Annotated in this window: 15 protein-coding genes, 2 pseudogenes and 1 riboswitch; of the genes and pseudogenes, 6 read left to right on the plus strand and 11 right to left on the minus strand. The window is 36.3% G+C overall.

Translation table 11 applies throughout. The features are described 5' to 3' along the window. Window positions 1–47: 47 nt before the first annotated feature. The 8 genes and pseudogenes from ACTWQM_RS09400 to comGA form a co-directional block, all read right to left on the minus strand. Window positions 48–745, minus strand: a pseudogene (locus ACTWQM_RS09400) (helix-turn-helix transcriptional regulator). A 127-nt stretch (window positions 746–872) separates the two neighbouring features. Beyond that, window positions 873–1,136, minus strand: coding sequence for a hypothetical protein (locus ACTWQM_RS09405; protein WP_443257924.1), 264 nt, complete (start codon window positions 1,134–1,136; stop codon window positions 873–875). A gap of 76 nt (window positions 1,137–1,212) precedes the next feature. Beyond that, window positions 1,213–1,629 carry a competence type IV pilus minor pilin ComGF gene (locus ACTWQM_RS09410; protein ID WP_443257925.1) on the minus strand — a complete coding sequence of 139 codons (417 nt, stop codon included), beginning with the start codon at window positions 1,627–1,629 and terminating at the stop codon, window positions 1,213–1,215. After that, entirely contained in the window at window positions 1,610–1,951 is a 342-nt protein-coding gene (locus ACTWQM_RS09415; RefSeq protein WP_443257926.1) for a prepilin-type N-terminal cleavage/methylation domain-containing protein, read from the minus strand. Before ACTWQM_RS09415 ends, ACTWQM_RS09410 begins: the two co-directional genes overlap by 20 nt. Further along, window positions 1,938–2,369 carry a competence type IV pilus minor pilin ComGD gene (comGD, locus tag ACTWQM_RS09420; protein ID WP_443257927.1) on the minus strand — a complete coding sequence of 144 codons (432 nt, stop codon included), beginning with the start codon at window positions 2,367–2,369 and terminating at the stop codon, window positions 1,938–1,940. The genes ACTWQM_RS09415 and comGD overlap by 14 nt, the downstream gene beginning before the upstream one ends. Next, complete coding sequence (gene comGC / locus ACTWQM_RS09425) at window positions 2,369–2,695, minus strand: competence type IV pilus major pilin ComGC (RefSeq protein WP_443257928.1); 327 nt, start codon at window positions 2,693–2,695, stop codon at window positions 2,369–2,371. The genes comGD and comGC overlap by 1 nt, the downstream gene beginning before the upstream one ends. Before the next feature lie 13 nt (window positions 2,696–2,708). Beyond that, window positions 2,709–3,764, minus strand: coding sequence for a type II secretion system F family protein (locus tag ACTWQM_RS09430; RefSeq protein WP_443257929.1), 1,056 nt, complete (start codon window positions 3,762–3,764; stop codon window positions 2,709–2,711). Further along, window positions 3,721–4,737, minus strand: a complete 1,017-nt coding sequence (gene comGA, locus ACTWQM_RS09435; protein WP_443257930.1) for a competence type IV pilus ATPase ComGA — start codon at window positions 4,735–4,737, stop codon at window positions 3,721–3,723. Before comGA ends, ACTWQM_RS09430 begins: the two co-directional genes overlap by 44 nt. 93 nt (window positions 4,738–4,830) lie before the next feature. Between comGA and ACTWQM_RS09440 the strand changes: the two genes are divergently transcribed. Further along, the gene (locus ACTWQM_RS09440) at window positions 4,831–5,325 is read left to right on the plus strand and encodes a shikimate kinase (RefSeq protein ID WP_443257931.1); all 495 of its coding nucleotides are present in this window, start codon (window positions 4,831–4,833) and stop codon (window positions 5,323–5,325) included. A 353-nt stretch (window positions 5,326–5,678) separates the two neighbouring features. Beyond that, window positions 5,679–5,855 carry a YqzE family protein gene (locus ACTWQM_RS09445; protein WP_443257932.1) on the plus strand — a complete coding sequence of 59 codons (177 nt, stop codon included), beginning with the start codon at window positions 5,679–5,681 and terminating at the stop codon, window positions 5,853–5,855. Window positions 5,856–5,886: 31 nt separating this feature from the next. Here ACTWQM_RS09445 and ACTWQM_RS09450 read toward each other — a convergent pair whose 3' ends face one another. Together ACTWQM_RS09450 and ACTWQM_RS09455 are read right to left on the minus strand one after the other, a co-directional pair. Further along, on the minus strand, window positions 5,887–6,681 hold the full coding sequence (locus tag ACTWQM_RS09450) for a YqhG family protein (RefSeq protein ID WP_443257933.1): 795 nt from the start codon (window positions 6,679–6,681) through the stop codon (window positions 5,887–5,889). Beyond that, the gene (locus tag ACTWQM_RS09455) at window positions 6,671–8,329 is read right to left on the minus strand and encodes a DEAD/DEAH box helicase (RefSeq protein ID WP_443257934.1); all 1,659 of its coding nucleotides are present in this window, start codon (window positions 8,327–8,329) and stop codon (window positions 6,671–6,673) included. Before ACTWQM_RS09455 ends, ACTWQM_RS09450 begins: the two co-directional genes overlap by 11 nt. Window positions 8,330–8,467: 138 nt before the next feature. Next, window positions 8,468–8,555: riboswitch (glycine riboswitch) on the plus strand. 165 nt (window positions 8,556–8,720) lie between these two features. Between ACTWQM_RS09455 and gcvT the strand changes: the two genes are divergently transcribed. From gcvT to gcvPB, 3 genes are read left to right on the plus strand one after another with little or no spacing between them, the layout of a single operon-like run. After that, window positions 8,721–9,827 carry a glycine cleavage system aminomethyltransferase GcvT gene (gcvT, locus tag ACTWQM_RS09460; RefSeq protein ID WP_443257935.1) on the plus strand — a complete coding sequence of 369 codons (1,107 nt, stop codon included), beginning with the start codon at window positions 8,721–8,723 and terminating at the stop codon, window positions 9,825–9,827. Between the two features lie 14 nt (window positions 9,828–9,841). Beyond that, window positions 9,842–11,191 carry an aminomethyl-transferring glycine dehydrogenase subunit GcvPA gene (gene gcvPA, locus ACTWQM_RS09465; protein WP_443257936.1) on the plus strand — a complete coding sequence of 450 codons (1,350 nt, stop codon included), beginning with the start codon at window positions 9,842–9,844 and terminating at the stop codon, window positions 11,189–11,191. Beyond that, complete coding sequence (gene gcvPB, locus ACTWQM_RS09470; RefSeq protein ID WP_443257937.1) at window positions 11,184–12,641, plus strand: aminomethyl-transferring glycine dehydrogenase subunit GcvPB; 1,458 nt, start codon at window positions 11,184–11,186, stop codon at window positions 12,639–12,641. The genes gcvPA and gcvPB overlap by 8 nt, the downstream gene beginning before the upstream one ends. 23 nt (window positions 12,642–12,664) lie before the next feature. On the opposite strand, the gene ACTWQM_RS09475 is transcribed toward gcvPB, so the two are convergent. Further along, on the minus strand, window positions 12,665–13,036 hold the full coding sequence (locus ACTWQM_RS09475) for a rhodanese-like domain-containing protein (RefSeq protein ID WP_443257938.1): 372 nt from the start codon (window positions 13,034–13,036) through the stop codon (window positions 12,665–12,667). A gap of 434 nt (window positions 13,037–13,470) precedes the next feature. On the opposite strand from ACTWQM_RS09475, the pseudogene ACTWQM_RS09480 reads away from it, so the two are divergent. Beyond that, window positions 13,471–14,265: pseudogene (locus ACTWQM_RS09480) on the plus strand (ribonucleotide reductase N-terminal alpha domain-containing protein); the annotation flags it as partial. Window positions 14,266–14,533: the final 268 nt, after the last annotated feature.

Raw genomic sequence — 14,533 nt, forward strand, 5'->3', positions numbered from 1 at the left:
ATCATTGTTATTATAAACGACGATTTGGATATTGTAAATAAATCTTATTAAACATTTGAAAGTTTTGCCACATACGTGCAATTTTCGCAACCATTGAACATATTTTCATTTTCTATTAAATCTACGTTTGTAAATAATGCTTCAAACATACCCTTTAGAAAATTATTGTGGAGGTTACATACCATTGTGTGGCTAGTAGATGCTACTTCTTTGAAGGGACAGTTTTTTATCTGAAAAGTTATACTGCTATTGTCAGGATTATATTGAAAGTCCGGGTACATCCCAAGCATTGTGCCAGCATCTTCTAATATGTTCATTTTTTGCTCTTCTGTAAATTCCTCAATAAAAGGTCCATTGTGATACCGTTCAATTACTTTGCTCCCATATTTATATCCAGTCTGATATAAAGCATGTATTCCGGCTTCTCCTAATTCAACAAATGACTCTATTGCAATTGAAGACAGTAGTTTATAATCTTGATGTGGAAAGTTAAGCTCAATCACTTCATCAGATAGCCGATATACTCTGCTGGGCCGTCCGCCTTTCCCAGTTTTCTTCGAGTAAGATTCTACAGTATTTATATCTTCCAGCTTTGACAGGTGAAGCCTGGCTACGTTTGGATGGTATCGAACAATTCAGCAACCTCAGTAACACCAACTTGATGATGGTTTTTTATTAAATACTGGTAAATATTAAATCTGGTTGGGTCACTTAGCACGTTCGTTACTTTAAGTGTTTGTTCCACAGATAATCACCTCACTATGTTTGTTACTTTAATTATAGTGAAAAGTATAACGAATTGTGTGAAATCGATAATTTGTTAAAAAATGTACACAACTTAATTGTAGTTATTATGACACATTTTAAAATAATTATTCTAACCATAGTCTATTGGATATCAGAAAAGTAGCGTTGGAGTCTGTTTTAATACTGAAAAGCAGATGATATTCTTTTTCATTTAAGGCAATATACTCAACGTCTACATCGCCATATGGAAAGTGGTAATGTATTGGGTTATCCAAATCATTTCCAAGCGATACTTCTTCCTTAAATGATGTTCGTGCCATTTGAAGTAATGTTTCTATTTTAAGTTGGTTTGTTTGATTATGGGTTATTTGTATTTCGTCCTGGTACATATTAATACTCGCAGTAATTATAATGAACGAAATTGCGATGATAAATAGGACGTAAGGGAGGATAAACCCTTTACTACTACCGGTAAATAATAATTGTCTTTTCAAATTGCTCACCTTTTGCAGATGTGATTGTGACGTGAAAGCCGTATACAGTAGACTTAAAATTAACTGCTTGTACATCGCGTAAAAAAACCTCATGTCCTTTAGAATCAACTTTCCTTCTAATCAGACTTTGATATTTTTCAATTGTAACAACTGAACCATTGGTCTGATGGAGAGTGATCTTGGTTGGTTCGATTTTTATATCGGTTGATTCTATTACTTCATCTCGTAAAAAGTAAAAAAACTGCTGGATGGAAAGTTCATCATAATTAGATGTAAAACTAACCCCTTTTAAAAGGTACCCGGTAAAAGGGATAATTATAAATAAAAGGGAAATCGTTAGGATAACTGATAGGAAAGAAAATGCGTTTTCATTTTTCAGAATATCCATACAGGCAAATCTGATTTGTTTTATTTTTAACATTCTCCCATGTTACACATCCTTTCAAAAATTGGTTTTCAGTTGAAAATTTATAATTGAGTGTTGTAGCATTAATTTCTTTGGAATATTTAATTGGAATGCTATTGTGACCACCCCACAAATATGGTTGCAGTTCATCATGCAATTTATTGGCAAATAGTCGTTTTTGGTGCAGTACTTCTCTCTCATGTATCAATGTATTTGTAATTGGGATAAGGGTTGAAATCATTACCATTAGGAGGGTCGTAGCTACAAGGGATTCAATTAGAGAAAAACCTTTATTGTTTAGCAATGTAGCACCTTCCTTTTCCGAGTGGACAAATAACCTTATACTTGTTATTTTTTGTATTTATCATAATATTTCCAGGTTCTACAATAATTCCCCTGTCATTAAATTCTATAGCTGACATAATCCGTTGATCTATTTTCCACCCTTCAGGAATTTTCCGCTCCACCAGAGTTTTAATATTTTGATCTTTTGTTATGATATAACTTTCATTGCCAGTAAAAGTTAAACGAAAGTAATTTCTTATGCCGTATGATTCGGATTGCATGTATAGTAAATCCATTTGTAATGTATCCATGAAATTATCTTCTTCCTGTTTTTCAAGAATCGAGAAATGTAATGGGGCACTAAGAATCAGTAATACAGACCAAACGGAAAGAACGAACAGAACTTCTATTAAGGTAAATCCGTTTTTAAACTGCATCAGGTTCCGCTGAGGATACTGACAATTGCTTTATCGTCTGTGTTGATGGTTATGTGCAAGTCATTATCGTCAGGGCATTTCTTTTGATCTCCTGTTATATAGCCTGCAGTTTCCAAAGCCTCGAGGTCTACTGGATAACTGTTTGTTTCGATATAATAAGCATCAACCTGTGCTTGGACTACAGTTACCAAAGCATTACACCCTTTATCGTACACTTCTTTGCTCTTGTCACTTAGATTAGGGACCATTAGAATAATCAGTACAGAGATAATCATGAGAACAATGAGCATTTCTATTAAAGTAAAACCTTTTTGATTTTTGAACAAAATTTCCAACTCCTTATATTGTTTTAATTAACTGAAACATAGGCCACATCAGGGTGACGTATATAAAGATAATGAAGATTGCTAATATGATAAAAAAAGCTGGCTGCATATAGGTAATAACTTTCATGGTTTTCCGATGTATTTCTTCTGTTTGTAATTCTGCATAGATTGTTAAGTCTTTCTCCAGTGCATTCACGTCTGCATTTTTTTGGAAAATTATTGACAGCTGTTTATCGAGTAATGGCAAGTTCGCCAATAGGCTTGTAATATAAACTCCACTTGATAACTCTTTGGTCATTAATGAAGCAAAATGTGCAAGGACCGGCTGTTTATCTTGCAGTGAAATATTCGACAGTATTTCCCTGATTGACATCCCTGTTTTTAATAATGAACTAACATGTGTTGCAAATAAAAATGAAATTTGCATTCTTTTATACTGATAATAAATAGGTATTACACGATAAAATTTAATTTGTTTTTCAATACTGACTTTGTGCTTAATGACTTGCCAGATAACAAGAAACAGAACTGTCATTAATGCTAAAACAGTTAAAAATCTTCCTAATAAATCAATCAATATCACAGAGAACATGACAGTTGAAGTTGTTTCGGTACTGTTATTGAATAGATCCATAAAGGAAGGGAGAACGGATTGTTTAACAAAATAAAGCAGTAATGCAAATATGAACAATAAAATTAAAGGATAGCGTGTTGCTTCCTGAAATTTTTTAACATAAAGGACGCGTTGTTCATACATAGATATACATTTCTCAATGTTTGCTTGTAGATTGCCATTAGCCCGAACAAAGTATAAGTAGGATGTGATGATTGGGTTGAAGTTCTCTTTCTCTAATGCTTGATCAAGTGTACTGCCAGACTTTAGGGAATTAATGACGGAAGTGGAAATAGGCTTCAGTTGTTTGTCCCAGCTGATAATTTCAAGAGCAGATATTAATGGATAGCCGTTTGTCAATAATCTTTCCAAGCGTTTTAAAAAACGTAATTGTATTTCCTTTTTGGGTGCTTTATTTCCCAGTTGAGAAATACGTTTCATCAGAGATAAATCCATAAGCAAATGCCTTCTTTCGTAAGTGATGAAATGTATGAAATTGTTCCAAGGAACTAATATCAATACCGTTCAACGTCTTTTCCAGCAGACTTCCATCCAGCAACTCGATTACTGCTGCTCGCCTAGTAGTAGTTTTATTGACTTGAACTGGAAGTAACTGTAATGCCGCAACCGAAATAAGCGATTGTTTTAAATCAGAGCGTTTTAAACCCATCTCCAGTAAACGATGAATTGTTCCCAATGCATTATTGGCGTGTAATGTACTGAGGACTAAATGACCAGTTAAGGAAGCGTCGAAAGCAAACTGTGCAGTAAAAGTGTCTCTAATTTCACCCACCATTATGATGTCGGGGTCATGCCTTAGAGCAGCTTTTAATCCAGTCTGATAGGTGATCCCTGCTTTTTCATTTACTTGGACCTGCAGAATATCATTTATATCCTTTTCAATTGGATCTTCCAAAGTAATGGTCTGATAAGATTTCTCGGTTAAAATGGTTTGAAGTAAGGCGTATAGTGTTGTTGTTTTACCGCTTCCTGTTGGACCTGTAAACAGAATAATGCCAGAGCGATTTGCAATCCATTCTTTAAGTTTCTTTAGTTGGTTTGGAAAAAGAAAGAGTTGTTCTAGGGTAAGGTTTTCTTCCTGCGGGAGAACACGGATGGCAAGGCTTTCTAAATGGTTAACGGGAAGCGTGGATAATCGTAAGGAATAACGACTAGTAATTGTATCATGTTCAATTGTTCCGTTCTGTGGTTTACGAACTTCACCTATATCCATTCCTGATGTAAACTTATAATAAGTTAGCAACAATTGGTACTGATTGATGGGTATCGTTTTGTGTAGGATTCTTTTTCCGAATATACGGAAATAGATGTCTGCTTGATCATGAAAAGGGTAGAAATGAATATCCGAAGCATTGGCAGTAATAGCAGAATGAAGAAGCTTTTCTGAGAGTTTTGAAGCTGTGCTCAATAATATGTCACCTCCTAATATTAGACTATATTCGACACAGTTTGCCAAACTCCTTCTTTTTTAAAAAAATAATTTTTAAGGCGGGTTATAAATATGAAAACACTTTACTTAATTGGATTTATGGGAAGTGGAAAAAGTACAATCGGTGAGATGTTAAGTAATATGCTATGTCTGCCACACATTGATACTGATCATATGGTGGAGGAAGTATATGAACAAACAATCGCTTCTATTTTTCAAAACTATGGTGAAGATACGTTCCGGGTATATGAGTCTGAAGTTCTGAAAAAAACGTCTCAACGAAACCACATCATATCAACAGGTGGGGGAATTGTGGAACAGAAAGAAAATACTCAATATATGAATGATACTGGATGTGTCATTTACTTGAAAACTTCTTTTGAGGAAATCGCTAAGCGGTTAGAAGATGATCAATCAAGACCATTATGGAGTCAGAATTTACAGGAAAAGAAAACTTTATTTAATAGGCGAGAAAAATTATATGAGAGAAGCGCAGACAAAATAATTTATACGGATAATAAGTCAACTAAAGAAATTGTTGAAGAAATTAAGGAGTTATTCGTATGAATTTATAAAGGAGTTATTTTATAAATACTTATAATCACCGCTATTTATCTGAACATTTTTTGAACTAAAGTTTCACCATTCGATACTACTTTCATTGATTTTCACTGCAGGCGGCGGCTCCCTGCGGGAATAACATGATTTCTTGAGACGCCGGAGTGCGATAGTACGATGTTCAATCCATGCTCGGAGGTAAAGAAGACACTGTGAAAGCTTTCGCCTGCAGGGGAAACCAACAGGCCTGGCACATTTGCAAATCGTTTTGATTCATTATTGAATGATAAAATTGCTTCAAAAGAATAAATTTATGCAGGTTGTAAAAAATAATAATAACTACATGAAATGAGGAGGATTTTATGTCCGGAAATGAATATGTGAAGTTTATGACAGAACAGTTTACAGCATATATTGACACTCCAGCGGAAGAAAAGAAATTAAGAAGGACACAGAACAAAACAGAGCCTCCGGTTTATTCGACCAAGTGGCTAGGTGTTTTACCATTTGCTTTCAAGTTATTATTTAAAAAGACCTGATAACAGGCAAGTCTTCCATATTTGCCTGTTATCAATTAATGGTATTTTCAGCTAAGTAAAATATTCCCCCATTTATCACCTTAAAGGTAATACGTGGACTATACCTCTCATTAATTTCTCTTATTTCCTTGTCCATTTCTTGTTGTGTATTTTCCTCATCCTCTTTTGCACTGTAAAAGTGGGTTAGTAATTGAATTTCTTCCTCCATTGTTTTTAATGATTCCTCTGCCCAATCGTGTGTCTGATTATGAATATAGCTTTCAAGAACAGATTCAATTCTGGTAAAGCCACTTTTTATTCTGATTATCGGTGAAATGGTGTAGCAGTAATCTGAGATTGTCATTTGTAATGATTTTTCTTCTAATAGACCCATCATATCTGTTTTCATGGAACCGTTGACCAAGTGCAGACCAATAGAAAAGATCTCATCTCTTTTCTGTTTACCTTGATAGCTGATTTTAATGTTCGTGACAAGCCATGGAAATAAAGCCGTTTTCTGATTGGCGTCAATACGTTCAAATAGTTTGGTATATGTTTCTTCCTGTCTTAGCTTATTGAGAATTTGTTGTAATCGTGGGCTTCCAAAATGAATCCATTCCCCTTTTTCATCCCTTTTTTCAGGGTTTGTGATCAACGTAAGCTGCATTGGGTCTCCAGGGTTACCAATCTTTTTAATATAATGCCAATAAAATGGCCGGTTCATTAAAGCGCGATCCATATTCTCTGTTAACTGTACAGTGAGAACACCTTCATTGTTATAGACAAATTCACAGTGATTTGCTGTGAAATAAGACTCTAAAAAGTGGTGTAAATTTTTAATTGCCATATTGCTGCTCCTTCTGTTCTGTTTGATCATGTGTTAATTTTATGATTGAAGAAAGGTTGTCCAATTTTATTCTTGCCTCACCAGTAGAAGAGGACTCAGAAAAAATGGATTGTATTTCCGATTCAATGTCATTTATATTCAGTTCGGCCAAAATGCTGTCTAATTGGCCAATAACTTGTTCAAATAAATTTATCTTTTCATACAAAAGCGTCATAATATGTTCCTCGACGGTGCCACGGATGGCTAAATTGTAAATATGAACATCATTTTGCTGACCGTATCGGTGTATCCTGCCAATCCGCTGTTCTAGTCGCATCGGATTCCATGGCAAATCATAATTAATTAGATGGTTGCAAAACTGCAGGTTAATCCCTTCGCCTCCAGCTTCAGTTGCGATCAGAACCTGTGCGCGATTCTCAAATAATTGCTTCATCCAATCTTTTTTCCCTTTTTTGAATCCACCTCTAAAAGGTACTGATGTAATATCGTTCTCTTTCAGATACCATTGCAAGTATAATTGTGTAGCACGGTATTCAGTAAAGATTATTACTTTTTCATCGCCTAACTGTTTGATAACTTCTACTGCTTTTTCAGCCTTCACATGCTGCGGCAGCTGTTCAATTTTATCTGTGATTGGTTTTATTACCTCTTCTCTTTCGTTGCTTGTTATCATCTTCTGCAATGATAAGAAGCATGCTTCTCGTGATGAACAGAGCTCTCTAAGTAATGTAATTTTTGAGAATGTAGCAAAGACTTCGGTTACACTTTGCAGGTGTGAATAAACATCTTGTTCTTCTTTTTTAAAATCAATCCATATCGTCTCGATTTTTCTTTTTACCTTATCAAATTCCGTATTTTTTCGTGTATTTCGAATCATTACTTTCTGGACTAATTGTTTCAGGTATTTATCCTGCTTGATTTTTTTACGATCCTTTCCATATTGTTCCAGGAAGCTGTCGTAATCGCCTAGATGACCTGGCTTTAAAATCGAAACCAAATTGAATAGTTCCACTAAACGATTTTGGACTGGTGTAGCAGTTAATAATAAACAATATTTCTTCTTTAACGATCGAACGAACGCAAAGTTTTTAGTTTTGTGGTTCTTCAATTTATGGGCTTCGTCAATTAATATAAAGTCATAGTCAATATCAAGTATATGTTCGCGATGTGGAGAACGCTTAGCTGTGTCAATTGATGTAATCATGATTTCAGTCTGATCCCATGAATAATTTTTTCGGTGTGGAATTGCTGGAATATAGAATTTTTCATTTAATTCTTTGGCCCATTGATTTACCAGGGAAGCAGGAACGAGTATGAGTACTTTTTTTACAAGTCCTCTCAGCATATATTCTTTTAAAATAAGACCAGCTTCTATTGTTTTTCCAAGCCCGACCTCATCAGCTAAAATTGCTCGACCACTCATTTCTTCGATAACTTGATTAGCGCAGGAAATTTGGTGATCAAGGAATTCCATATGTGGTAAATAATCTAATGATTTTAATCCTTCAAACGATGGTGCCATAGTAGTTAACTCGGCTTGATAAGTCATCTGGAAGAGTTCCCAGGAGGAGAGGGTGCCTTCCTTTTCTAGCGTTTTTTCAAATTCATCTATGAAAACAGAATCTTTTTGAAGTTCTATGCGGTCCATAACATACTTCCTTTTAAAAGAGTAATCTTATCCCTACTTTTCACATTGTTCATATGCTATAATGAGACTAATAATAAAGTAGATATTTCTTAGTTACTGATACATAGTATAACCAAAATAACTAATTTCATTATGCGAATGAGTACAAGGGGAGAGCTTACTTTACGTAACGCCGAAGGAGCAAACATTGTGTGAATCTCTCAGGCAAAAAGACTCTTGTATGACGCGACTCTGGAGAGTGTTTACTATCGTAAACCACCAACGAAGCAAGTGCTGTTAGGAATTTGTATCCGGTTCCAAGGCACGCAACTTTCAGGTTGAAGGACAGAGATTTCCCTGTATATCAGAGAAATCTCTATTTTTATGTAGAAAATTTAAAGGAGTGGATGGAATGAGTGAGCTGAAGAGAACCCCATTGTTTCCTGAATATGAAAAGGCAGGAGGAAAGACAGTCGATTTTGGCGGCTGGGACTTACCGGTACAATTCAAGGGAATAAAACATGAACACGAAGTTACCAGAACAAAAGCAGGGTTATTTGATGTTTCGCATATGGGCGAAATTTTGGTTAAAGGTCCAAATAGCAAATCTTTTTTAGAGAAGGTAACGACCAATGATGTTTCCTCATTAACTCCAAAGCGTGCACAATATACATTTATGTGTTATCACGATGGTGGAACAGTTGATGATTTTATTATTTACATGCTTGAGGAAGACCACTATTTATTAGTTATGAATGCAGCTAATACAGAAAAAGACTTTGATTGGCTAACAGAAAACAACAACACAGGGGTTTCTATTGAAAATGTATCATCTGAGTATGTACAGTTAGCACTTCAAGGGCCACAGGCTGAAGTTATTCTCCAACGCCTGACGGATACTGATTTAAGTGAAATAAAGTTTTTCCGTTTCGAAAACCCTGTTTATTTCTCTACAATTGATTCAGATGCAATTGTTTCAAGGACTGGGTATACAGGAGAAGATGGGTTCGAGATCTATATCGACGCTGAACAGGGAAGTAATCTGTGGAACTTGATACTTGAAGCAGGCAAAGATAATGGTGTGGAACCAATTGGCCTTGGCGCAAGAGATACACTTCGTTTTGAGGCTAAACTAGCATTATACGGTCAGGAGCTCTCAAAAGACATCACACCAATTGAAGCCGGTATGAAGTTTGCGGTTAAAGTCAAAAAAGAAGCAGACTTTATTGGAAAAGAAGTGTTGAAGCAGCAGGCAGAAAATGGACCTGACAGAAAGCTTGTTGGAATTGAAATGATTGATAAAGGTATTCCTCGTACGGGGTATCAGGTGTACGACGAAGAATCTAAAGTAGGATTTGTTACTTCTGGAACACAGTCACCTACATTACAAAAAAATGTGGGGCTGGCCCTAGTGAAAAGTGAATTTGCTGAACTAGGTACTGAGCTGTTTGTTCAAGTACGCAAACGAAAACTAAAGGCAGAAATTGTTAAAACACCATTTTATAAACGGGATAAATAGGGAGGGTTTTTTACATGGAATTTCGTTATTTACCAATGACTGAAACAGATAAAAGGGAAATGCTTGAAACGATTGGTGTCGGATCATCTGAAGAATTATTTTCAGATATACCAAGTCAGGTTCGTTTTAAAGGTGAGTTAAATCTTAAAAAACCGGCAAATGAAGCACAGTTGAAAAAGGAACTTGCAGGTATGGCCAAGAAAAACGCTAACCTGATAGAATATAGTTCATTTCTGGGCGCTGGTGTTTATGATCATTTTATTCCATCAGTCGTTCATCATGTGATTTCAAGATCAGAATTTTATACGGCATATACGCCTTACCAGCCAGAAATTTCACAAGGGGAACTGCAAGCAATTTTCGAATTTCAGACAATGATATGTGAGTTAACTGGTATGGGGGTTGCCAACTCATCCATGTATGATGGCGGCACAGCATTGGCAGAGGCTGTAAACTTAAGTGCTGGTCAAACAAAGCGCAAGAAGATTCTTGTCTCAAAGGCAATCCATCCTGAGTCAAGATCTGTCATTGATTCATATGCAAAAGGACCAAACCTTGAAATTGTTGAAATTGATCATCATAATGGGCGGACAGATTTACAGCAACTAAATAATGAATTGGATGAAAATACTGCGAGTGTCGTATTGCAGTACCCAAACTTCTTTGGTCAAGTTGAGCCACTGCATGAAGTGAATGAAATGATCAGTCAACAAAAGAAAACGATGTTTATTGTCTCCAGTAACCCGTTATCACTAGGATATTTAACACCTCCAGGTGAGTTTGGTGCGGATATTGTTGTAGGAGATACTCAAGTATTTGGCATACCTGCACAATTTGGCGGTCCACATTGTGGTTATTTTGCAACAACTCATAAATTAATGCGTAAAGTACCTGGACGATTAGTTGGCCAAACAACAGATGAAGACGGGCAGCGTGGGTTTGTACTCACACTGCAGGCAAGAGAGCAGCATATTAGACGTGATAAAGCCACATCGAATATATGTTCAAATCAAGCGTTAAATGCACTTGCAAGCTCTGTAGCAATGAGTTCAATTGGCAAGAATGGAATCAAAAAAATGGCTGTATTAAATATGCAAAAAGCGCGTTATGCGAAGGAAAAATTAAAGGAAACTGGTATTGAAGTAATATCAGAGGGGGCATTTTTCAATGAATTAGTTATAAAACTCCCTGAAAATATTGCAATTGTAAATGAAAAGCTCTTAGATAAAGGCATAATTGGTGGGTATGATCTTGAACAAGCCTATCCTGACTTGAAAGGTCATATGCTAATTGCAGTAACAGAAATTCGTACAAGAGAAGAGATCGATACTTTTGTAAAAGAATTGGGGGATATTCATGGCTAATACAGACTTTCCGTTAATTTTCGAACGTAGTAAGGAAGGAAGAACTGGTTATAGTTTTCCAGAATTTGATGTTCCGGAATTTGATCTAGAAAGCGAATTTGAGGGTTCTTATATTCGTAAAGATGCACCAGATTTACCTGAAGTAAGTGAACTGGAAATCATGCGTCATTATACAGCTTTATCAAAACGAAATTATGGTGTGGATTCCGGATTTTATCCACTGGGTTCTTGTACGATGAAATATAATCCTAAAATAAATGAAGATGTAGCAAGACTTGACGGATTTAGTCATATTCATCCACATCAGGATCCAAAAAGTGTGCAAGGTGCAATGGAAATGATGTATGATCTGCAGACGTCATTAAGAGAAATTACTGGAATGCATGAAGTTTCCTTGCAGCCTGCAGCAGGAGCTCAGGGTGAGTGGACTGGATTGATGATGATTCGTTCATTCCATGAAGCAAATGGCGATTATAATCGGACAAAAGTAATTGTACCTGATTCGGCACACGGAACAAACCCGGCATCAGCCAAAGTAGCGGGTTTTGATGCTGTTACAGTCAAAACAAATGATAAAGGTTTGGTAGATTTAGAAGATCTTAAAAGAGTTGTTGGTGAGGATACCGCAGCCTTAATGCTAACAAATCCGAACACATTGGGTTTATTCGAAACAGAGATCCTGGAAATGGCTGGAATCGTTCATGGTGCTGGAGGTAAGTTGTACTATGATGGAGCAAACCTAAATGCAATTATGGGATATACCAGACCTGGGGATATGGGATTTGATGTTGTTCATTTAAACCTGCATAAGACCTTTACCGGCCCACATGGTGGCGGTGGACCAGGATCAGGGCCAGTTGGTGTTAGCAGTGAATTGGCTGCATATTTGCCAAAGCCTTTACTTGTTAAAAAAGATGATTTATATACGTTTGATTATGACCGTCCTGAATCAATCGGGCGAGTTAAACCTTATTATGGGAATTTTGGTATTAATTTACGTGCATATACGTACATTCGCACGATGGGGGCTGAAGGGCTCAAAAAGGTTAGTGAGTACGCAGTTGTAAATGCTAACTATATGATGCGTAAACTGGAGAAGGAATACGTGCTACCATACCAGCAGCATTGTAAGCATGAATTTGTTATATCAGGTAAAAAACAGAAAAAACTAGGTGTACGAACATTGGATATTGCCAAACGCTTGCTTGATTATGGCTATCATCCACCTACAATCTATTTCCCGTTAAATGTGGAAGAGGCATTAATGGTTGAACCTACAGAAACGGAATCAAAAGAAACGCTGGATGGCTTTATCGATACAATGATACAAATTTCCGATGAAGCGAAAAATGATCCGGAATTAGTCCAGGAAGCACCTTTTAATACGGTTGTAAAACGTATGGATGAAACAACAGCCGCTAGAAAGCCGATTTTACGATATACTAAATAATAAGAACGGATGAGGTCATAACCTCATCCGTTCTTAATCTTTCCTGTCCATTTCTTAAAGCCGCCTTTAAGCTGATTTAAATCTGTGTAACCTTTTTTATGCAGCAGCTGAGCAGCTCTTGCTGATCTGGAACCACTTTGGCAATAAAGGTATAATGGCTTATCTTTGCGCATTTCTACAAGTCGTTGCTTCATTTGTGTCACTGGAATATTTCTGGCCCCAAGAATATGACCTTTCTTGAATTCCTGTGGTTCTCTTACATCAATTAGCTGTGCCTTGCGATAACCTTCACGAAACTGATCTTCGGTTAATATGGTGACGACGTTTTTTTGTCTGAAATAACGGAATACTCCTACCGCGACTAAAACGACAATTCCGATTACTAAAAATTCCATTGCTTATCCCCCGTAACTTTCATTTGTGTCTATTCTATTATATTGTGGTTTCGTTATTTTTTCAAAGTTTTTTTCTTGCAGTTACAAAAGAAAGGTAGGTCTTTTTACTTAATTTTATATTGCCTGGCTTTATTAAAATTCCTAAATCGCTGTTGTGCAGTACCAAAACTATGTTTCATTTAGTAGGATTTTGAGACTTTAAGTGGTTTAAATAAAAAAGATTAGGAATGCTGGATTTTTAGTAATTTCCTTAATATATCTCTATTTTACTTCATATACAATTGCTTATTGATGATTGACAAATATATATTTATTCGTTCAATTTTCAATATATAGTGTTTATTTTAAAATATGAATACTATATATTGTTTTTAGTATAGCAATTATGATATCTTATAGTATAACAAATAAATAGTTAAAGGAGCGATCAAAAAATGTCGATTGCTGTTGAAAGCGGAAAAGGTATAGATATTAACATGCTGAATGAAGATATCAAATCGTTTCCGCAAGTACATCCAATAACTGATGATATGAAAATCACACACAAAGGTGTATCCCGTTTGGTTATGCTTGATCGATATGCTTTTAAGGACACGGAAAAGAAGACGTTGCAGGAGGGAGACTTTGTCGTATTAACTGTGAAAGCAGATCCTAAATTTCCTGCACGTGGCCTAGGGTATGTTAAATCAATAGATTGGACACATAAAGAAGCAGATATTCAAGTAGATTCACAGTTTGTATCTGTACTGGATAATGAGCAGGAAGCTTCTACAGGTATTGTAAAACGTTCACTAGATGTAATAGATAAACCGTTGGAAGTTTATTATGAACAAATTGCCAGGAGAAATGCCACAGGACTCTCCAGTGTTGAAACGACAGAAGGAAAGCAGAAAGAGTGGTTTGAAAAGTTTACCGACGAGTTAAGCTCGTTGAATTTTATTCCAGCTGGACGCGTGTTATATGGTGCAGGTGCTAACACTGATGTTACGTACTTTAACTGTTATGTCATGCCTTACATTAAAGATTCTCGAGAAGGTATATCTGACCATCGTAAGCAGGTAATGGAAATCATGAGCAGAGGTGGTGGAGTTGGAACCAACGGATCAACTCTGAGACCTCGTAACACGTTAGCAAGAGGTGTGAACGGAAAGTCATCAGGATCAGTATCTTGGTTGGATGATATCGCAAAACTTACACATCTGGTAGAACAAGGTGGATCAAGACGTGGTAAACATAAGTGCCTCGTCTATAAACTAACCTCGTGAATTGCTGGGAACTCTTTAATGACTTGCTGGCTACAACGTAACTGGAAACGGTAAGCGTGAATGCTAAAAAACAGCAAGTGGAAAAAGACAATCAGCAGCCAATCTTCGTATAGAAGAAGGTTCAACGACCATCGAAAGCACGTCTCAGACGGAAGTGAGTAGAGTAGAAATCAAGTGATTTCGAAGCGCGAGGACACATTTAAATGTGTAAGATATGGTCTGAACTCTAAGG

The sequence above is a fragment of the Virgibacillus sp. L01 genome, assembly GCF_052246775.1.
In the GTDB taxonomy this organism is placed as follows: domain Bacteria; phylum Bacillota; class Bacilli; order Bacillales; family Amphibacillaceae; genus Lentibacillus.